This is a genomic window from Streptomyces lateritius, from assembly GCF_014649715.1.
Lineage (GTDB): Bacteria > Actinomycetota > Actinomycetes > Streptomycetales > Streptomycetaceae > Streptomyces > Streptomyces lateritius.
Genome location: NZ_BMTO01000026.1, coordinates 16800 through 34874, shown reverse-complemented (window position 1 = coordinate 34874; position 18075 = coordinate 16800). Strand labels below are relative to the sequence as shown.

Sequence of the window (18075 nt, the reverse complement as noted above, 5' to 3'; positions counted from 1 at the left end):
ACGGATCCGCTGGGAGATACGCGACGACATCCACGAAGCTTTCCTCACTCTCGGATGTGCACTCATCTGCTGGCGACGCCTGAAGTCATTCCGATAGGAGTTCTAAGACCACCATCGCTGGGTTGCAAGTCCGCGCGGACCTGCCGCCGGGATGCGTGGCCTGCAACAGCGGCGGCTGGTGCCGGATCGTAAGCTGCGGGCCATGACCCAGACCCAGACTCCGACGCCCCGCGAAGCCTTCGAGCTGCTCATGGCCGGCAACCAGCGCTTCGTCAAAGGCTCCCCTGAGCACCCAAACCAGGACGCCACCCGCCGCGCCCTGATCGCACCCGCCCAGCAGCCCTTCGCTGTGCTGTTCGGCTGCTCTGACTCCCGGCTGGCCGCCGAGATCATCTTCGACCGGGGCCTGGGCGACCTGTTCGTGGTGCGCACCGCCGGGCACGTTGCCGGCACGGAAATCCTTGGTTCTATCGAGTTCGGCGTCGCTGTCCTCAACGCGCCGCTGGTCGTCGTCCTCGGTCACGACTCGTGCGGCGCCGTCGCCGCGGCCTGCTCCGCCCTGGAGAACGGGCAGACGCCGGGAGGTTTCGTCCGCGACGTGGTCGAACGGGTGACTCCCAGCGTGCTGGCAGCCCGCGCCGCCGGACGCGAGACGGCCGAGGAGATCCTGGCCGAGCACATCGAGCACACGGTGGACCTGCTGCTCGAACGCTCCCGCGTCCTGGCCGAGGCGGTGGCTGCAGGCCGCCTCGGCGTGGTGGGGCTGTCGTACCGGCTGGCCGACGGCAGTGCACAGCTCGTCGCCGCTCGCGGCCTCGACGCGGCGGTTCCCACCGCGTCCTGACCATTCTCGTCCACTGGCCCGGTCACGCCCCCAGCCCGCGCCATATCGGCGCGGAGCGCGAGCTGCGGGGTGTGCCGGGGGAATGGGCAGACGGTCGTCACTAACGGCAGGCGGCACGAGCTGTGCCCGGCCTGCCAGACCAGTGTGTGCTCCGCCGAGTCCGGTCGCGAACCCGCAGGGCCGCAGGTCAGACGATGGGCCGGGGCCCTGCGGCGCGGCGGAGCCGGTTGGCGATCGCCAGGCCCAGCCCCTCCTCCACGGGCACGGAGGCGACGATGAGGTCGCATCCCTGCTGGTCGAGGTGGCGCAAGAACCCGTACAGCCCGCGCGCGTACTCGGCCATTGCGGCCGGGACCGTCAGGACGGCGTGCGCCTTCACCGGAGTGCCGGCGAGGGAGGCGGGCAGAAGGACACCCACCTGGTGTCCCAGTTCCCGTGCCGTCTCCGCTTCGGTGACGACCTGCTCGGGCTCGACCAGGACAACCCGCGCACGGGGCGCGTAGTGGGACGGGTGCTGGCCCGGCACCCGGACCTGACTGGTTGAAGGGGCCGTGAGCGGGCGCCCAGCGCTGCTTCGAGGTCCTCGCGGGTCACCCCCGGCCGGCCGCAGGATGGTCGGGGTGCCGCTGGTGGCGTCGACGATGGTGGATTCGACGCCGACGCGGCAGGGGCCGCCGTCCAGCACGAAGTCGACGATGTCGCCGAGCTCGGCGCGGACGTGGTCCGCGGTGGTGGGACTGACGGAGCCGAAGCGGTTGGCGGACGGGGCCGTGATTGCGCCGCCGAACGCACTCAGCAGTGCAAGGGCGACGGGGTAGTCGGGCACGCGCACGGCCACCGTCTCCAGGCCGCCGGTCGCTTCCAGCAGCACCCGGTGGCCGCGCCGCAGCACCAGCGTCAGCGGCCCCGGCCAGAAACGTCCGGCCAGCAGACGCGCCGCCTCCGGCACGTCCTGGATCCAGTCGTCCAGCTGCTCCGCACCACCGATGTGAACAATCAGCGGATGAGAAGGCGGACGACCCTTGGCCTGGAAGATGCGGGAGACGGCGGCGGGGTCCTCGGCGTTGGCGCCCAGTCCGTAGACGGTTTCGGTCGGCAGGGCCACCAGGCCGCCGGCGCGCAGCACACCGGCTGCCTTCTCGATGTCGTGGGTGCTTGCCGTCACCCTGATGATTCTAGAGCGGCGGCCAGGGCTGGCCGTCCCCTCGGTCAGGAGTCGGTGAAGCCGTCCCGCAGCCGCCGCTCGCCGATCTGCGGACGCTGACCGAGGCAGACCTGGCCGTGGAATCGGTCTGGAGCTCCGAGGGAGGGCACAAGGCCCGTGACATGGCCGGTGCCCAGGAACCACGGCCGTGAACGCCGCGACCGTCCCGGCCCCGGCCGACGCCGACAAAGCCACCAGCGCCACCCCTACCCCCGGGCCGGATGAGCCTTCCCCTGCGGATGGCTCTCCCGGTCCGTCTCCGAACGGGCCGAACTGGGACAGCCGCCACAACCCCCAGCCGGGGATCCCGGCCGCAGCACCACAAAGTGAAAAGGGCCGAAGTCCTGCCGCGTCCCGTGCCTTGCGGCTGGAACAGCCTCGGCCCCACCGCAGGCACAGAGCCACTCCCGATGCCCACGAGACGCACGGTGCGCCTGAGGTGCAACCTAGCCAGACTTCTGACTTCCCGCGACCACGGGGGTGCCGGACAGTTCCACGCCCGCTTGGCTGAGTTCGTCGCAGGCTTGCCGGATCGTGTCGTGGTGTACGCCGGCGGTCAGGCCCAGCAGGACTCGGGTGATGAATCCTGCTGCGGCGGCGTCCAGGGCGGTGGCTTTCACGCAGTGGTCGGTGGCGATACCGACGACGTCCACGGTGGTGACGCCGTGCTCGCGCAGCCACGTGGTCATCCCAGTGCCGTTCTCGTCGGCGCCTTCGAAGCCGCTGTAGGCGGCCTCGTAGGCTCCCTTGTAGAAGACGGCGTCGACGGCTCCGGCGCGTACGGCGGGGAGGAAGTCCGGGTGGAAGTCGGAGCCTTGTGTGCCGGCCACGCAGTGCACTGGCCAAGAGGTTTTGAAGTCGGGGGTGTCGGAGAAGTGGTCCCCGGGGTCGATGTGGTGGTCGCGTGTTGCCACGACGTGCTGGTATCCGGCCTTCGCCGCGCGCCGGACCAGGTCGCGGACTTTCACGGCGATTTCGGCTCCACCCGCCACAGCGACACTGCCGCCCTCGCAGAAATCGTTCTGCACGTCCACCACGATCAGTGCTTGTCCCATGTTCCTGTCCTTCGGTTCGGCGTTCACGGAGTTACTGCTCACCCTGGGCCTGTGGCCTCGGCGTCTTGTAGGCGTACGCGAGGGCGGCGTCCAGGAGGTGGCGCAGTTGGGCCGGTGTCGGGGCCACTGCGGTGGCGATAAGGGCCTGGGGGTCGGCTAGGGGAGTCAGTACCGCGTGGCCCTCGGCCGGGTCGTTGCCGATGAGGTGCGGTTCCCGGGGACTGTGCAGCTTCGGGTCGACCAGGAGGAGTTGTCCGGTGGCGCGGTGGGTTCCGAGGATGGCGGGGCCGTCCCATGCCGGTGCTGGGTCGCCGTAGGCGGTGTGCTGCTCGAGGAGTGGTCGTCCGCCGCGGCGGACGGTCAGGCGGGTGGTGAGGTGGCCCGGCGCCTCGCCGGAGCGGCCCAGGAGCTGTTCTTCTCGCATGAGCAGGTGGGCGGTGGCAGCGAGGTCGATGGCGAACGTCTGGTGCAGGGTGCTGCCCCGGGTACTGATCAGGGGCTCGGGGAGCCAGTGCAGGGTCGCGTGATCGCCCACCTTGACCCTCACGTCGTAGGTGGCTGGGGCGGTGGTGGGGCCACGCAGGGCGATGGTGGCGGCCGCAGTGGTCACCTCCAGCCGGGAGTGTGTCTCGGCGGTGATGTCGAGGGCGAGTCGGTCTCCGCCGAGCGGCGCGCTCATCGCGCCGAGTACGCAGACGCGCGCCTGTTCTCCGCGGGCACGTAGTCGGCGCAGGTGGAAGGGGCCGTCGTTGTGCAGGAGGGGGACCGTTGTGGTGCGGCCGTTGTGGGTGGCCCGGATCCGGGCGGTGGCGATCACTCCGGACGGGTGCGCCGGGGCGGGTCCTGTGGAGCGCCGGTCGTGTGGCGCACCGTCGGTTCGGAGGGGTTCCGCGGCGGGCGCCGAGCGCAGGGTCGGCGTCTGCGCGGTGGTGGCGTTCACCGGGAGGATCCGGTGGCGTGCCAGGCGGCGAGGCACCTGGTGACCCAGTCGGCGACCGGTTGGATGCCGTCGGGGGTGGTGAGGCTGGTGAAGGCGTACGGCAGGTCCTTGCGCTGTTTGCGGGTGTCGGCCCTCATGGTGTCCAGGTTGACGCCGACGTAGGGGGCGAGGTCGGTTTTGTTGACGACGAGGAGGTCGGCGGTGGTGATGCCGGGGCCGCCCTTGCGGGGGATGTCGTCGCCGCTGGCCACGTCGATGACGAAGACCTGGGTATCGACGAGTCCGCGGGAGAAGGTCGCGGTGAGATTGTCTCCGCCGGACTCGATGAGGATCAGGTCGAGCGGTTGCAGGCTCTGTTCGAGGTGTTCGACGGCTTCGAGGTTGGCGGAGATGTCGTCGCGGATGGCGGTGTGCGGGCAGGCCCCGGTCTCCACGGCGATGATCCGCTCCGGTGGCAGGACGGCCTCGCGGCGCAGGAAGGTGGCGTCCTCCTGGGTGTAGATGTCGTTGGTGACCACGGCGATGGAGAGCCGGTCGCGCAGGGTGCGGCATAGTGCGGCCACGGCCGCGGTCTTGCCCGATCCGACGGGCCCGCCGAGGCCGATGCGCAGGGCGCGGCGGCTGCCGTCGGCGAGCAGCGGCTCGGCGCTGTGGGTGTGGCGGTGCGGCATGGTCACGGGGTGGTCGAGATGCACGGATACTCCAGGAGTCGGTCAGGGCTGGTCAGGAAGCGAAAAGCCGGACGGTCCAGGCGGCGTGCTGCTCGGCGGTGATGTCCAGCAGGGGAGCCGAGGCGGCAGGCAGAACGCTGACGCCCTCGACAGCGACGCGGCGCGCCGTGTCGGTCGCGGCGTCGGCGACGGTGTCGAGTTCGCCGACGAGCCGCGCCAGCACGGCGGTGGCGTCGAACGGGTCCAGGCTCAGCAGACGCACCGCGGCGGTCGCCGGACCGCCCACGCTCTCGTAGGCGGCGGCCTGTGCGGCGTCGAGTGGAGTGAGCCGGGCGGCGCGGGCGGTGACGCCGAGCACGACCGGCTGGTGGGCGCCCTGGGGCCGGTGGCGGGCGAGGTGGTCGAGGTCGGCGCTGGGCCAGGTGGCCCGGGCCGCGCGCATCAGCTGTCGGCCCAGGCGGCGTGCGATGTGGCGCAACGCCGGTACGGGGGTGCGGGTGTCGGCGGCCTCGTCCAGGGTGAGGGCGTCGTAGCCGTCGGCGGCCGCTGCGGCGAGGCCGGCCGCGACCAGTCCTGCGGTGTGCAGCCGCCCCCGGCAGAACGCCTCCAGGCTCGCGGTGTCGTGGACCCGGCCGGAGGCGACGGCTGCCTCCATCCCGCCGGAATGGGCGTGCCCGCCGGCGGGGAAACGGCCGTCGGCCAGGACGAGCAGGGCAGTGCGGCTCATGAGGTGGCGCCACCGCCTTTCGCGAAGGAGGTGCCGGGGGCCCGCCGCGCGGGCGCGACCGAACCCGGCCGAGAGGGTCAGAACAGGAAATACCGCTGTGCCAGTGGCAGATCGGTGGCGTAGTTGCGTCCGACTTCCTGCCCGTCGACTGTGGTGCGGACGTCGGAGGTGGTAGCGCCGCCGATGGTGACGTCGAAGGTGTCGGGGTCGATGTCGATTTTGGGGACGCCGTTGTTGTGGACCATGTCGGCCTTGGTGACCTCCCGGGTGGAGCGGATCGCGCGCAGGGGCTTGAGCAGCCCGGTCCGGGAGAGTTCGCCGTCAAGGGCGGCCTCAGCCACGAAGTTGAAGGAGTTCGCCGCCGGGGCGCGGCCCTGGAAGCCCCAGACGGGGCGCGGGAGGTAGGGCTGCGGGGTGGGGATGGAGGCGTTGGCGTCGCCGATCTGGGCGTAGGAGATCTGGCCGCCCTTGATGACCATGTGCGGCTTGACGCCGAAGAACTTCGGCTCCCACAGCACCAGGTCGGCCAGTTTTCCGGCCTCGACGGAGCCGACCTCGTGGTCGATGCCGTGGGTAATGGCCGGGTTGATCGTGTATTTGGCGACGTAGCGGCGGGCACGGAAGTTGTCCGCGTGCGCGTCGTCCTCGCGCAGGTGGCCGTAACGGGACTTCATGACGTGCGCCGTCTGCCAGGTCCGCATGATCATCTCGCCGATGCGGCCCATGGCCTGGGCGTCGGAGGACATCATCGAGATGGCGCCCATGTCGTGCAGCAGGTCCTCGGCGGCCATGGTGGAGGGCCGGATCCGGGAGTCGGCGAACGCCATGTCCGCCTCAACCTCCGGATTGAGGTGATGGCAGACGATCATCATGTCGACGTGCTCCTTGACGGTGTTGACCGTGAAGGGCCGGGTGGGGTTCGTCGACGCGGGCAGCACGTTGGGTTTGCCAGCGAGGCTGATCATGTCGGGGGCGTGGCCGCCGCCGGCGCCCTCGATGTGGAAAATGTGCAGGCTGCGGTACTTGACCTTCTTGGCCTTGCGGTCCTTCTTGGTGGCGGCGAAGGTGCTCTGTACGAAGCCGGCCTCGTTCAGCGAGTCGGCGTGCAGCGCGACCTGGACGCCGGTCTCCTCGCACACCGTCAGCGCGGCGTCGATCACCGCCGGGGTGGCTCCCCAGTCCTCGTGGATCTTGAAGCCGAGGGCGCCGGCCGCGACCTGGTCGTGCAGCGCCTTCTTCGAGACAGTGCTGCCCTTGGCGAGCAGGCCGATGTTCACCGGGAAAGCGTCCAGCGCCTCGAAGGTCCGCTGGATGTGCCACTTACCGGGCGTGACAGTGGTGGCCGTGCTGCCCTCGGCCGGTCCGGTGCCGCCGCCGATCAGCGTCGTCACGCCCGACGCCACCGCCTCGTGGATCTGCTCCGGGCACAGGAAGTGCACGTGGGTGTCGACGCCGCCTGCGGTCAGAATGCGGCCCTTGCCGGAGATCACCTCGGTCTCGGGACCCACGACGAAGTCCGAGGCGCGCGGGTCGTCGTTGGGACGGGGCGTCATGGTCTCCGGGTTGTACGCCTTGCCGATAGCCCGGATGCGGCCGTCACGCAGCCCGACGTCGGCCTTGACCACGCCCCAGTGGTCCAGGATCAGCGCACCGGTAATCACGGTGTCCACCGGCTCGCGGGGGTCGTCGCGGGGGATGTGCGACTGGCCCATCGACTCACGGATCACCTTGCCGCCGCCGAAGACCATCTCGTCGCCGCTGCGCCCCGGCCCGCCGCACCAGTCCGCCTCGATGCGCAGAACGAGATTGGTGTCGGCGAGCCGGACCCGGTCGCCGGCGGTCGGCCCGTACAGGTCGGCGTACCGGGTACGCGGCAGCGGGTCCCAGGGCCTGTCCTTCTCAGTCCTGTCCGGCATCGAGGTGCTTCTCCTCTTCGCTCTTGTCGGCCTGGAGGCCGTGGACGATCCGCTCGCCGGCGATCGGCACGAGCATCACGGTGCGCTTGTCGCCGGGCTCGAACCGTTCGGAGGTGCCGGACGGGATGTGCAGCCGCATTCCGTAGGCCGCCTCACGGCGGAACTTGAGTCCCTCGTTCGCCTCGGCGAAGTGGAAGTGGGAGCCCACCTGGATCGGGCGGTCCTTGGGGTTGCGCACGACCAGCGGCACGGGCGTCGCCCCGTCGTTGAAGGCCACCCGGTGCTCGTCCTCGTCCGGCAGCAGTTCCGGCTTGCCGGGATGGACGTCCACCTTGGTGGACGCTTCGTCGAACGGCTTGCTGATGGTCACCAGCTTCGTGCCGTCCGGAAACGTCGCCTCGACCTGGACGTTGTCGACCATCTCCGGCACGCCGTCCATGACCTCGCTGCGCTGCAGCACATGGCGCCCTGACTCCATCACCGCATCGACTGTCGCCCCGGCCCGCGCCTCCTCATAGACATGCGCCGTCAACAGCGCCATGACTTCGGGATAGTTCAGCAACAGACCGCGCTCGCGCCGCCGCTGGGCGACATCAGCCGCCACGTGGACCAACAGACGCTCCTGCTCATGCGGAGTCAGATGCATGCCGATCCCCCTCTCCTGTTCGTCGCTTCACCCGAGCGGCAAGCACCACGAAGCGCAGAGAAGACGCCGCCCGTCGTAGCTTCCGCAGACCGATCCTGAGAGAGGGGAGGGCCAATGGGCAGCGAAACGGACCGGTCGGCCCTGATGGAGTGAATCGGGATCACAGGGCGCATTCCGGTCGCATTCGCAAGCGGCTCAGCACGCTGCACCCTGGTGCGTACGCCGGGGCACGGGCGCACACTGTCCGCTGTGTGCCGGCTGCTGGCGCCGGACGCGGACAAGTACACCGTGGACCTGGTCCGCTCCCGGCCGGACGCGATCGAGGATGTCGGCCACGAGAAGCGGCTGTGGCGGCGGGTCTACCCGCCAACCGGCCGGGAGGGCCTGATGCCACTCGCGTTCGTGTTCGCCGACACCACCGAGGCGAAGGTCGACAACACCGTGGAGGTCCTCGAGGAAGCCGGCCGCCGCTTCTGGGCGCCGCGCCGGTACCAGACGCTCTACCGCGAGGCGATCACGGCGAAGGACTACAGCCAGGCCGTGCCGGTCGTCGTCACCACCCTGGAACAGCTGACGGAGCACGGCGCGGGCTCGGCGGTGTGGCGGCGCCTGGGGCGCAAGGGCGAACAGACCCTGACCGGCGAACGATCGTGTACATCGGCTTCGGACCTGCGCGCATCCCGAACCGGTGTACGTCTGCTGTCGCTACCCATGCTCGGCGCCAGCCGGTGTCACCGAATTGCGCACGCTGCAGATACCGACACTTCACCAGTGGCGTCGCCCCACCACCGAGGCCGTCGTCGGCTGCATCACCGGCACGCTCGCCCGACCGCAGATTCTCGTCATTGGCCGGTACGACGAGGACGGCGTGCTGGGGTCGGTCGGCCGGACCGTGCCGCTGAGGCCGGAGGCCGCCCGCCAGGTCGCTCAACGCCTCCGCCCAGCCGGGGCCGACCACCCATGAGCCGGCGTGCGGTTCTCTTCTAGCTGGGGAAGCCGCGAACCCCTGGACGTCACCCTGGTCGCGTCCGAGCTGGTTGCCGAAGTCGACGCTGACAACGCGATGCACCGAGGCGCGTGGAAACACCCCCTGCGCTTCGTACGGCCGCGCCTGGACGTCACCCGGCCGACGTGCCGTCGGGGAAGGCGTGCAGCCCTCCAGCGGCTGACCCGCCCGCGATGGCGGCCGTAGCCCCAAGCGGCACCTGAGCGTGAGCAGCAGCGTCTTCGTCTCGTTCGTCTATCGGGACAGCCCGGAGCGGGCGACGCACGCGCGGGCGCTCGGGGCGGCCTCCCCAAATGGCCGCGTTGGACCCGCGGGCCGCTGTGGCGCTCGCCGCTTGACTATGGCCTCGTTCTAGGACCGGGCCGAAGAACTCGAGAACGAGGAGGGCGCGGCGCCGCTCGTTGAGCCGGCGGCCCGTTTCACCCGCGTCTACCTGCGGACGACACAGACGTAGCTCACTTCCCGCCCAGGTCGGCTCTCCCGGCCCGCCAGGCCGGAGGCCACGGCTACTTCGCGCACCGCTGGTGTGGACAGGTGTCGGGAGGGCAGGCTGAGACGAGGTCGGGTATGCCGCGTGAAGGGAACCGTTGATGATTCAGAGTGCGGATATCCGTGAGTGGCGGACCCATGACGTCGTCGACGTCGGTGGCCACAAGATCGGCGTGCTGGAAGCTGTCTATGTGGACACCAGCAGCGACGAGCCGGCCATGGCCACCGTCCAGGTTGGGCTGCCCACCCGCCGCCAGCTGGTTTTCGTCCCGCTGGCCGGCGCGATCGTGGGGCCGGACTACGTCAAGGTCGACTACGACAAGTCGCTGGTGAAGAAGTGCCCGGCGATCGGCACGGACGACGTCCTGCCAGCCGAGGACGAAGCGGCGGTCTTCGCGCACTACAGCCTGCCCTACCAGCCCGGCGCGAACGGTGAGCGGCAACTCGCCCGCCGCTGACCGGCCCGCCGAGGAGGTGTCTGCCCCATGATTCTGTTCCTGATTCTCGTCATCGCGGCGATCGTGCTGGGCATTATCGGCGTCGTCGCCGAAGGGCTGTTCTACCTGTTGGTCATCGGCATCGTGGTGTTCGCCGCCGCCCTCGTTTATCTCGGGATGCACCTGCGGCGCTCCGGTCGCCACAGCCGCACGCTTCGCTGACCGGCTGCGCCGGCGTCTTGGCTCTACCTGGGGAGTAGGGCGCTTACGGTCTTGCCGCTGGCCGCCTGGCGGGTCACGGCCGTGGTGCGAGCGAGGCGGTTGACCATGGGCCAGCCGAAGCCTCCGGTGCCGCCGTTCAGGTCGGGGGTGCGCATGCGCGGCACCTGTGGGCTGGGGTCGTGTACGGCGACCTCGATGCTGTCCTGGTGTGCGGTCAGGTCCAGGGTGCAGGTGCCGCCGCCGTGGCGCAGGGCGTTGGTGACGAGTTCGGAGACGACCAGGACCACCGTGTCGGCGGTCTCGGGTGCGAGCGCCGGTAGGAGACCCTCAAGGAACTCCCGGGCGCTGTCGCGTGCGCCGGTTATGGATGTCGCCGAGCGGAGGGGTGCGACTTTGACGCTCGTCGTGTCCATCACGTCCCCCGGTCTCGTTGATCTCCGGTCCTGTCTGCCCGGGGCTTGTGCCCCGGCTGCGGCCCGTTAACCCGGCTCATTCCGGCACCCATCACGGTTCGAGAGTGATTACCTCCCTGTCGAACGCACGAAATCTGTGTCGGCCAGAGTAGACATTGAGCAGTGGTGTGGTTATGTTTCTCTCGTAACCCAGAAGGACCGCAGGGCCCGGCAGAGACGAACTGCCGGGCAGCAGTACCCGCAGTTGTAGGACGGTGCGGTGGTGGAGTTTCGAAGCCAGGGTGGTTGCAGGACGGGCGACGGGACTGACGACCGGACCGGGCGGCCCGCAGTGATCAGGGGCCGCCACCGTAGCGGCAGTACCCAGCAGTGAAGTCAGTGAGCGGTACCTCGGTGAAGGCGTCGGCTGCGGACGCGCGCACCGGGAGGTTCGGCAGTGGGGTTCCAAGCCAGAGCAGACGCAGGACGGGCGACGGGGCTGGCTGCCGAAGAGTGGCGCTGTCACAGGCCACTGAGCAGTACCAGCAGTAAGAAGTTCCCGTTTGGCAGGCAGTTGATCACCGAGGGAAGAACGGAGGAACGAAGCGCCATCAGGATCGCCCGGGCGGAAGTCTTGGGCCCGGGTACCGCAGGACATCGATAGTGAGGTGGTCTCCGGTCAAGCAACCGCGATCCCCGCACCCCGACAGCGACTGAGTCGGGTTGGCGGACACAGAAGGCCGGCGCAGTATCACGGCCGGGAGATGGTGTAGTTCCTTCGGGGCCCTGGTGCCGTACGGCACCAGGGCCCCTCCACGCGTTCCACAGAGAGGTGCGATGACAGCAGACGACTCCTACGGCCGTCTCGACGACGACGACTACCCCGCCTACACCATGGGCCGGGCCGCCGAAATGCTCGGCACCACACCGAACTTCCTCCGCGCCCTCGGCGACGCACGCCTCATCACCCCGCTGCGCTCCGAGGGCGGCCACCGCCGTTACTCCCGCTACCAGCTGCGCATCGCCGCCCGCGCCCGGGAACTCGTCGACCAGGGCACCCCCATCGAGGCGGCCTGTCGCATCATCGTCCTCGAGGATCAGCTCGAGGAAGCCCAGCGCATCAACGCCGAGTACCGCCGCGGCGCTGAAGCGGCCACCCCGCCAACCGCGGCCTGACACGGTTGCGCGCCCGCCGGATGCCGGCGGGCCCGCGCACACATACAGGCGTTTCCTGTGGTGACAGGGTGTAGGGACGTGTAGCGTCCCGGTTAGCTGTCGTGGTTCGGAAGTTCCCTCTGCCCATGCCCTACGGCGTGGGTTTTTTGCTGTGCTGTGCCGCAGGAACCAGGGCGATCACCTCCGTCTCCCGCATGGTGTGGGAGGCGTTCCTCGACTGGAGGCATGTGACATGGCTACGGGAACTGTGAAGTGGTTCAACGCGGAGAAGGGCTTCGGCTTCATCGCCCAGGACGGTGGCGGCCCGGACGTGTTCGCCCACTACTCGGCGATCAACTCCTCGGGCTTCCGTGAGCTCCAGGAGGGCCAGATGGTGACGTTCGACGTCACGCAGGGCCAGAAGGGCCCGCAGGCGGAGAACATCAGCCTGGCCTGACCTTCACCACCCCGCCGGCGCGGGCAGGGGCCGCGATCCGGACAACGGAATCGGGGCCCCTTTGGCTGGCACGGACGGACGAGGCTCCATCCTGGGCCGAGGAAGCTTTCGACCGCGCGGTGGTCGGGCAGGTGCAGCACGCCGGGGGCGACCCGGGCGGATCCTGTGGCGGCGGTGGCCAGCCCAAGTGGAGTTGCGTTCCGGAAGAGGCGCCCGTCCTGTTCGCAACTCACCCTCAGGTCCACTTCCGGGCCATCAACAAGCAGCTTGGACACATCGGTCTACGCGTCAGCCGGCTGTGTGTGGACCGCACCTCGTCCGGCGGAGTGGTCGGTGCTGTTGCGTGCGCTGTCGAAGTCCTCTAGTGAGTCGAACGCCAGTAAGGGAGTCGGAGACCTACCGTCTACTCGTGCTCTCCCCGGGTGCGGTTGGCGACCCAGTCGGGATCGGGTACGGGCGTCGGCGGTCGGGTCTCGGTGGCTGGGGCGCGGATGATGCACCAGCTGGTGCGCGGCGCGGTGACGGCGTGGACCAGGACGACGACGGCCTGGCGGCCAGCACCGCCCCGGGCCCACGCCCCGGTGAAGCGGACCTGATCAGCCGCCCAGCCGCTGCCACGGGCGCAGCCGCCCGAGCAGATAGCCGGCCGCGAGCGCGGCGGCCGCGGTGACGACGACGTCCATCACAACCACCGCATCCCGATCGCGGACAACTGCTCCATCCGCTCCGGGGACAGCGTCGCCGCCCGGCTGCGCTGATTCCCGATCCAGGCCCCCAGCTTGTGCTCCCGCTCCTCCTGGTCCTCGCCGACGATCCGCTCGATGTGCTTCCTGGGGACCTGAAGGTGCCCCTCACGCTCGTAGAACTGCTTGGCCACCTCGTAGTTCATCGCTCACTTGTCGGCCTGCGTACGACGCGGGGGCGGCTTCTCGTCCTCGCTTGCGGGCTCGATCCCGAGGACCTGCCTCACACATCCACTGCTGCACGGTGGTGAGGTTGTCCCAGTCCAGCCGGACCGACCGCACCCACCGGCCCAGGTCCTCGCCCTGGTGCACGACAGTGCCGGGCTCGGTCGGCAGCGCGCCGCCGGCCTCCAGGTGGAGCCGGACGAGGTGGAAGCACCGCTGCCACTCCACCGGCCAGGCCGGGCACCAGGACGCGTCGATGTCCTCCAGCTGCTTACGCTGCTCGTCCGACAGCGCCCCGGCCGACGACTCGACCGGCAGCCCCTCGGCATGCCGCTGCTCGATCTCCTGAGCCTTCCGGGCGGCGGCCCGCGCGTTCTTCAGAAAGATGCTCACCCGGTACCCCTGGTTGACCAGACGCAGCGTCGCTCTTATGAGTGGTGCTCCTGCTGTTGGCCGTTGTGGCTTATTGTGTTCGAACGAATACCTAGCGTGCTTACCGGTGTGGATCAGGGGCAGTTCTTGAAGCGTTCCGAAGTCGCATGGAAGGACGCTTGGTTTCATGGCTCACCGGAAGGTGTATCTCGCCGTCGGCCGGACCCACACCCGGATTTACCGCTTCGACCCCATCGACGGTGACACCCGCGTCGTCGAGAACGTGCGGCCCTACGAGGCCGGCTACACCGCCATGGGTGCGCAGTACCGCGGCGACGACACCGAGCCCCTGCTGCTGGCGGTGAGCCGCAACAAGCTCATCACCATCGACGTGGCGGCCGGCACCTTGAAGGAACAGGTCATCGACGGGCTGCCCGACGGGCCCTGGTTCGACGGCGACATGGATCCCGACGGCAAGACCCTCTTCGCCGTCAGCAACCCCGGCACACCCAGCTACGCCATCGACGTGGCAGCCGGCAAGGCCACACCCCGCAACGCACCGGGAGGCGGCCGGTGGGACGACTTCGCCTACCACCCCAAGAACGGACGACTGTACTCAGTGGAGGGCGACAACGGCGACCTGCTGCTCATCGACCCGAGCCGCCAGCCCATGAAGACCGTCCTCAAGCAGGGTGTCTTCCCGTCCGCGCAAGCCAGCACCGCGGCAGGCTCCCGCAAGGCGTACTCGGCCACCTTCTTCGACCAGGACGGCAACTTCTACGCCGTCGACTCCGCCGGCAACGTCAACCACCTCGACTTGACCACTGCGACGATCCCCGACCACTCGCAGCGCATCGGACGGGGCAGGGTGCCCGTCGGCAACCTGGAGATCATGAACGGCGCCGGGCGCATCACCCCTCTGCCCGTCCCGCCCAGTTACGACGAGATCACCGTGACGAAGAAGTTCAACCGGACATGGGAGAACAGCGAGCCCCGGGGCCGGGTCTACAGCTTCGACCTCACGCTCACCGCCGTCAGCAAGGACAGCGGCACGGCGGAGGACGTCAGGAAGTTCCGCATCTCCTTCGACCTGCCGACGGTCAAGGGCGCGAAAGCCGAAGCATCCGGCGTGGAGGTCATCGCTCAGGACGGCAAGGCATACCTGAGCTCGGTGGGCGACCAGTTCCTCGCCGCGGGCACGTCCCGGCCGATCACCGTGCTGATCACCGTGCCGGGCGACCCGGCTCGCCTGCCCCAGGAGTACCCCCTCGACGGCCTCAGGGCCACCCGTCTGCCCAGCCACTGACACGCCACCAGAGACACCGCCCTGCAAGGCGCGCACCGACTGCGCAGGGCGGCGCCTCACTCGCGCGCAGCCGTCCCCTCGCAGTGGCGGGCGGTCACCGAAGCGGCGTCAACACCACCGGATCCGTAAGCGCGGACGGGTCACCAGATCACCCACGGGCTGCTGAGCGCATCGCCTCGCAGCCGGCGCGAGCTGCCCCGCCATGTGCCGAGCCGCCATCTGTGCCCGCACCTGCGTCGCACCGCCCGGACGGAGTGCGCCGCCCCAGTGCACCCACGCCGGTACGTCGACCCCGAACACCCGCCTATCCAGTCCAAGCCCCAGCTCAGCCCGACGTGCATGTGTGCCGCGCCGAGCCGCGGCACACATGCACACATCCACACAAAGGAGTCCCCACTGATGAGCCTGACCACCGCCCAGACGCCCGCCGGGCAACCGGAATACGGCGATGCACAGTACCCCTTCCACATCACCAAAGAAGAAGAACGGCAGCTGCGCCTCAGGGGTGCCGAGGCCGCCCCGTCCCTCGTGATCGGCCAGGCCACGTCCTTCGACGAGTACGCCCGCCAGCTGATGATCCCCCCGGCCGTCATGGACCTCGCGCGCAAGGCCGAGGACCTTCGCCTGTCGGCGTGGGAGATCGAGGCGATGCGCAAACACCTCGCCCCCGCCACCGCACCCGGCGAGAAGGTGGGACTGCTGCGCCAGATCCTGGTGGAGAAGTACAACCACGACAAGACTCACCCGCCGTACATCCGCGTCGCCTGCACCGGCCGGGGCGACTACGACCACCTGGCAGCCGAACACGGCCACCTCCACCCCGACGACCACCCCAAGGGCGACATCGGCTCGCCCGTCGTCCTGGAGATCTGGCCCGCCCAGCACTACTCGCCCATCCACTCCCACGGCCACACCACCGGCATCGTCTTCTGCCTCGCCGGCCAGCTCGACGTCATGGTCTACGAGCACCTCGACTGGGACGCCCGCAAACTCGGCCTGCTGACCCTCACCCCCGGCCAGTGCGCCTGGCTGTCCAGGGACAACTACGCCGTGCACCGGGTGTACTGCCCGATGGACGGCGGCGGCGGCTCCACCGGCCCCGGCTACATGAACGCCTCCGCCGACTTCGGCGCCAGCTTCCACGTCTACCTCAACCCGGAGCAGACCGGCGTCGAGGACGAGGACGAGGACGAGGACGGTGACAGCTACAGCCGTGACTCCTTCAACTACATCGACGAGGAGTCCAAGGAGCAGCGCCCCTTCGCCACCGAGTCCGACCTCTCCTGGGCCATCCTGCGCCGGGTCCTGGCCAACACCCCACTGACCTGAGTCCAGCGAGGACGCCGCCCCCTCTGCCGCGGCTTCGCGTACAGAGAGGATTCAGCGCCAACTAATGTCTGAACGGCAGCGGCCGGGCAGCAAGGTCTTGTGTGAATGGGTGCGGCGGTGGCACTGGATGGGCGTCAGCCAGGCCGGGATGGGTGGTACCAGCTCATGACAGGCAGCCGTAGTGATCCTGGCTGTCGGGAGGTGACCAAGCTGCTGCCGTCGGGTGCCGATTGGGCGGATGATCGGCTGCCAACTGCGTACCTGTTCACAACGAGGAGACACGGGAGGCGATCGAGGCCGCACCTGAGCGGGTCATCGCGGCGGTGCTCGCCTGGATTGAGGACGGCGTCGCCGTCATCCGGTACAGCAGGCGGCACCGAACACCCCACGTCCAGCGACGGCAGGAGTCGATCGGCTTACGCCGGGCATCGCCGTGCGAGCGAGCGTACGCCCCTCTCTCGGTTGTGCGCTGCGTGGGCCGTCCTCACCCGAGTGAGTGATATGCAGCCCACATGCGCGTTCGTACCTTGAAAGCGGCATATTCCGTTGTCTGCTCAGGGAGGAACGAATGCCGAAGTTCCGTACCGGTCTGATCGCCGCCGCGGCCGCGTTAGTCGTGGGCACCAGCGCCATCCTGGCGGGGCCGAGCGCGGTGAGCGCAGCACCTTCTGCGCCCCCTGCGCCCCGGGGCATCGAGAAGCTCCACACCCAGGTCGACCTCCCGGCCGGGACCTGGAGGGACACGATCCAGGTCCGCCTGCCGCGGGCCGGCACCTACGAACTCGACGCCGACGTCCGAGGACGCCTGTCCGGCACGCCCCCGGTGAACACCTACATCACCGCCCGCCTGTGGAACGCCACCACCGGCACCGAAGTCCCCGAAAGCGACCGGCTGATCTACCAGATCATGGACGGCAACCCCGGCAATGCCTACGCGGGCGGCAACCAGACCGCGCCGATCAGCGAACTTGTCCAGGTCACCGGCCCGACCACCATCAGCCTGCAGGCCCAGCGCTTCGATGCCCGCGGCACCGCCGGCGTCGCCCAGATCTACTCCGACACCCGCGGCTACACCTCCCTGCGCTTCAACCGCATCGCCCCCTGAGGAAACGGCGTAGAGAGTTCCGGCGGCCATCTCCTACATCAACAAGATCGCTCTGCCGAACACATCCCTTCAGGAGGGCTCTTGCACGCAGTTACTGTCCCTGGCAGCCGGCGCATCAGCCGAACGTGGGCCATGGCCGCCGCGGCGACGGCAGTAGGCCTCGTGGTGCCGCTCGTCGCGGCCGCGCCTGCTCACGCCGCTGCCTCGACCTACAACGCCTCCGGCACCTACACCTTCACGGTGCCGGGCGGCGTCACCAAAATCACAGCCTCGGTAACCGGGGCCGGTGGCGGAGGCGGGGGTAGCAGGTACGGCGCCTTTCCCTTTGCCGGCCAGGGCGGAGGCGGTGCGGGCGGCGGCGCCACGGTCAGCTGCACACTGACCGTCAGCCCCAATTCCAGCCTGACCATCACCGTCGGGGCAGCCGGCACAGCAGGTCCACTCCACTACGGGGGCGGGGCCGGAGGTACCTCCTCCGTCACCATCGGCGGTACCCAGCGGGCCACCGCTGGCGGCGGCGCGGGAGGAGCAGGGCCCGCCGGGGTGTACGGGGGTGCTGGGGGTGCTGGCGGTGCCGCCGTCCTCTGCAACGGCACCGCAGCCACCCTCCGCGCCGGCAACCCCGGCACGAAGGGCGGGAACGGCGGCGTCGAGAGCAACAGCGGAGGCACCGGCGGAACGGCAGGAGGGCCGGTACCGGCATCCTGCACCGCCAACATCGGCCGAGGCGGGGACGGCGCCGCTGGCGGCGTCTTCACCGGGTACGCCGGCAATCCCGGCAACCCGGGCTGTGTGGTCCTGACCTACTGACACCCCCTCACCGGCGACGGCCGCCGCCCCAGCCGCTGCAGGCGGGCAAGGCGCCGAACACGATGCGCGGTGGCGGGTGCGGTC

19 protein-coding genes and 1 pseudogene are annotated in these 18075 nt (G+C 69.5%); 10 read left to right on the top strand and 10 right to left on the bottom strand.

Features of this window, described 5'->3' with window-relative positions:
* Positions 1–202 precede the first annotated feature (202 nt).
* Positions 203–844 (top strand): carbonic anhydrase, encoded by a 642-nt coding sequence (locus IE136_RS34130; protein ID WP_189602437.1) that lies wholly within the window; start codon positions 203–205, stop codon positions 842–844.
* Between the two features lie 187 nt (positions 845–1031).
* On the opposite strand, the pseudogene IE136_RS34125 reads toward IE136_RS34130, so the two are convergent.
* The 7 genes and pseudogenes from IE136_RS34125 to IE136_RS34095 form a co-directional block, all read right to left on the bottom strand.
* Positions 1032–2009, bottom strand: a pseudogene (locus IE136_RS34125) (L-threonylcarbamoyladenylate synthase).
* A gap of 485 nt (positions 2010–2494) precedes the next feature.
* Positions 2495–3103 carry an isochorismatase family protein gene (locus tag IE136_RS34120; RefSeq protein ID WP_189602435.1) on the bottom strand — a complete coding sequence of 203 codons (609 nt, stop codon included), beginning with the start codon at positions 3101–3103 and terminating at the stop codon, positions 2495–2497.
* 31 nt (positions 3104–3134) lie between these two features.
* The gene (locus IE136_RS34115) at positions 3135–4043 is read right to left on the bottom strand and encodes an urease accessory protein UreD (RefSeq protein ID WP_229819462.1); all 909 of its coding nucleotides are present in this window, start codon (positions 4041–4043) and stop codon (positions 3135–3137) included.
* Positions 4040–4738 (bottom strand): urease accessory protein UreG, encoded by a 699-nt coding sequence (gene ureG / locus IE136_RS34110; RefSeq protein ID WP_189602434.1) that lies wholly within the window; start codon positions 4736–4738, stop codon positions 4040–4042. Before ureG ends, IE136_RS34115 begins: the two co-directional genes overlap by 4 nt.
* A gap of 28 nt (positions 4739–4766) precedes the next feature.
* A complete protein-coding gene (locus tag IE136_RS34105) occupies positions 4767–5441 on the bottom strand; it encodes an urease accessory protein UreF (protein WP_189602433.1) in 675 nt (224 codons plus the stop codon).
* 77 nt (positions 5442–5518) lie between these two features.
* Positions 5519–7357 (bottom strand): urease subunit alpha, encoded by a 1839-nt coding sequence (locus IE136_RS34100; protein ID WP_189602432.1) that lies wholly within the window; start codon positions 7355–7357, stop codon positions 5519–5521.
* Complete coding sequence (locus tag IE136_RS34095; protein WP_189602431.1) at positions 7341–8003, bottom strand: urease subunit gamma; 663 nt, start codon at positions 8001–8003, stop codon at positions 7341–7343. Before IE136_RS34095 ends, IE136_RS34100 begins: the two co-directional genes overlap by 17 nt.
* A gap of 249 nt (positions 8004–8252) precedes the next feature.
* Here IE136_RS34095 and IE136_RS36270 point away from each other — a divergent pair, with 249 nt between their 5' ends.
* The 3 genes from IE136_RS36270 to IE136_RS34080 all read left to right on the top strand — a co-directional run bounded on the left by IE136_RS36270 (position 8253) and on the right by IE136_RS34080 (position 10157).
* Positions 8253–8990, top strand: coding sequence for a hypothetical protein (locus IE136_RS36270; protein WP_229819460.1), 738 nt, complete (start codon positions 8253–8255; stop codon positions 8988–8990).
* Positions 8991–9599: 609 nt separating this feature from the next.
* Positions 9600–9956: a PRC-barrel domain-containing protein gene (locus IE136_RS34085; protein ID WP_189602430.1), complete on the top strand. Its 357-nt coding sequence runs from the start codon at positions 9600–9602 to the stop codon at positions 9954–9956.
* A gap of 27 nt (positions 9957–9983) precedes the next feature.
* A complete protein-coding gene (locus IE136_RS34080; protein ID WP_189602429.1) occupies positions 9984–10157 on the top strand; it encodes a hypothetical protein in 174 nt (57 codons plus the stop codon).
* A 23-nt stretch (positions 10158–10180) separates the two neighbouring features.
* On the opposite strand, the gene IE136_RS34075 is transcribed toward IE136_RS34080, so the two are convergent.
* Positions 10181–10570, bottom strand: a complete 390-nt coding sequence (locus IE136_RS34075; protein WP_189602428.1) for an ATP-binding protein — start codon at positions 10568–10570, stop codon at positions 10181–10183.
* An 816-nt stretch (positions 10571–11386) separates the two neighbouring features.
* Between IE136_RS34075 and IE136_RS34070 the strand changes: the two genes are divergently transcribed.
* Together IE136_RS34070 and IE136_RS34065 are read left to right on the top strand one after the other, a co-directional pair.
* On the top strand, positions 11387–11725 hold the full coding sequence (locus IE136_RS34070; RefSeq protein ID WP_189602427.1) for a MerR family transcriptional regulator: 339 nt from the start codon (positions 11387–11389) through the stop codon (positions 11723–11725).
* 232 nt (positions 11726–11957) lie between these two features.
* Positions 11958–12161, top strand: coding sequence for a cold-shock protein (locus tag IE136_RS34065; RefSeq protein WP_189602426.1), 204 nt, complete (start codon positions 11958–11960; stop codon positions 12159–12161).
* Positions 12162–12843: 682 nt separating this feature from the next.
* Here IE136_RS34065 and IE136_RS37010 read toward each other — a convergent pair.
* On the bottom strand, positions 12844–13050 hold the full coding sequence (locus IE136_RS37010) for a helicase associated domain-containing protein (protein WP_444545728.1): 207 nt from the start codon (positions 13048–13050) through the stop codon (positions 12844–12846).
* Positions 13013–13462: a hypothetical protein gene (locus tag IE136_RS36265; RefSeq protein ID WP_444545727.1), complete on the bottom strand. Its 450-nt coding sequence runs from the start codon at positions 13460–13462 to the stop codon at positions 13013–13015. Before IE136_RS36265 ends, IE136_RS37010 begins: the two co-directional genes overlap by 38 nt.
* Before the next feature lie 166 nt (positions 13463–13628).
* Here IE136_RS36265 and IE136_RS34055 point away from each other — a divergent pair, with 166 nt between their 5' ends.
* The 4 genes from IE136_RS34055 (at position 13629) to IE136_RS36260 (ending at position 17991) form a co-directional block, all read left to right on the top strand.
* Positions 13629–14747 carry a YncE family protein gene (locus IE136_RS34055; protein WP_189602425.1) on the top strand — a complete coding sequence of 373 codons (1119 nt, stop codon included), beginning with the start codon at positions 13629–13631 and terminating at the stop codon, positions 14745–14747.
* 399 nt (positions 14748–15146) lie between these two features.
* Positions 15147–16076, top strand: a complete 930-nt coding sequence (locus IE136_RS34050; RefSeq protein WP_189602424.1) for a cupin domain-containing protein — start codon at positions 15147–15149, stop codon at positions 16074–16076.
* Between the two features lie 568 nt (positions 16077–16644).
* Positions 16645–17181, top strand: coding sequence for a hypothetical protein (locus IE136_RS34045; protein ID WP_189602423.1), 537 nt, complete (start codon positions 16645–16647; stop codon positions 17179–17181).
* 81 nt (positions 17182–17262) lie between these two features.
* On the top strand, positions 17263–17991 hold the full coding sequence (locus IE136_RS36260) for a glycine-rich domain-containing protein (RefSeq protein WP_229819464.1): 729 nt from the start codon (positions 17263–17265) through the stop codon (positions 17989–17991).
* Positions 17992–18075: the final 84 nt, after the last annotated feature.

Bases quoted from the DNA above. Each gene is read 5' to 3' on its own strand.
- IE136_RS34130 (WP_189602437.1), top strand. From the start codon at position 203: ATGACCCAGACCCAGACTCCGACGCCCCGCGAAGCCTTCGAGCTGCTC.
- IE136_RS34120 (WP_189602435.1), bottom strand. From the start codon at position 3,103: ATGGGACAAGCACTGATCGTGGTGGACGTGCAGAACGATTTCTGCGAG.
- IE136_RS34105 (WP_189602433.1), bottom strand. From the start codon at position 5,441: ATGAGCCGCACTGCCCTGCTCGTCCTGGCCGACGGCCGTTTCCCCGCC.
- IE136_RS34100 (WP_189602432.1), bottom strand. From the start codon at position 7,357: ATGCCGGACAGGACTGAGAAGGACAGGCCCTGGGACCCGCTGCCGCGT.
- IE136_RS34095 (WP_189602431.1), bottom strand. From the start codon at position 8,003: ATGCATCTGACTCCGCATGAGCAGGAGCGTCTGTTGGTCCACGTGGCG.
- IE136_RS34085 (WP_189602430.1), top strand. From the start codon at position 9,600: ATGATTCAGAGTGCGGATATCCGTGAGTGGCGGACCCATGACGTCGTC.
- IE136_RS34080 (WP_189602429.1), top strand. From the start codon at position 9,984: ATGATTCTGTTCCTGATTCTCGTCATCGCGGCGATCGTGCTGGGCATT.
- IE136_RS34075 (WP_189602428.1), bottom strand. From the start codon at position 10,570: ATGGACACGACGAGCGTCAAAGTCGCACCCCTCCGCTCGGCGACATCC.
- IE136_RS34070 (WP_189602427.1), top strand. From the start codon at position 11,387: ATGACAGCAGACGACTCCTACGGCCGTCTCGACGACGACGACTACCCC.
- IE136_RS34065 (WP_189602426.1), top strand. From the start codon at position 11,958: ATGGCTACGGGAACTGTGAAGTGGTTCAACGCGGAGAAGGGCTTCGGC.
- IE136_RS37010 (WP_444545728.1), bottom strand. From the start codon at position 13,050: ATGAACTACGAGGTGGCCAAGCAGTTCTACGAGCGTGAGGGGCACCTT.
- IE136_RS34055 (WP_189602425.1), top strand. From the start codon at position 13,629: ATGGCTCACCGGAAGGTGTATCTCGCCGTCGGCCGGACCCACACCCGG.
- IE136_RS34050 (WP_189602424.1), top strand. From the start codon at position 15,147: ATGAGCCTGACCACCGCCCAGACGCCCGCCGGGCAACCGGAATACGGC.
- IE136_RS34045 (WP_189602423.1), top strand. From the start codon at position 16,645: ATGCCGAAGTTCCGTACCGGTCTGATCGCCGCCGCGGCCGCGTTAGTC.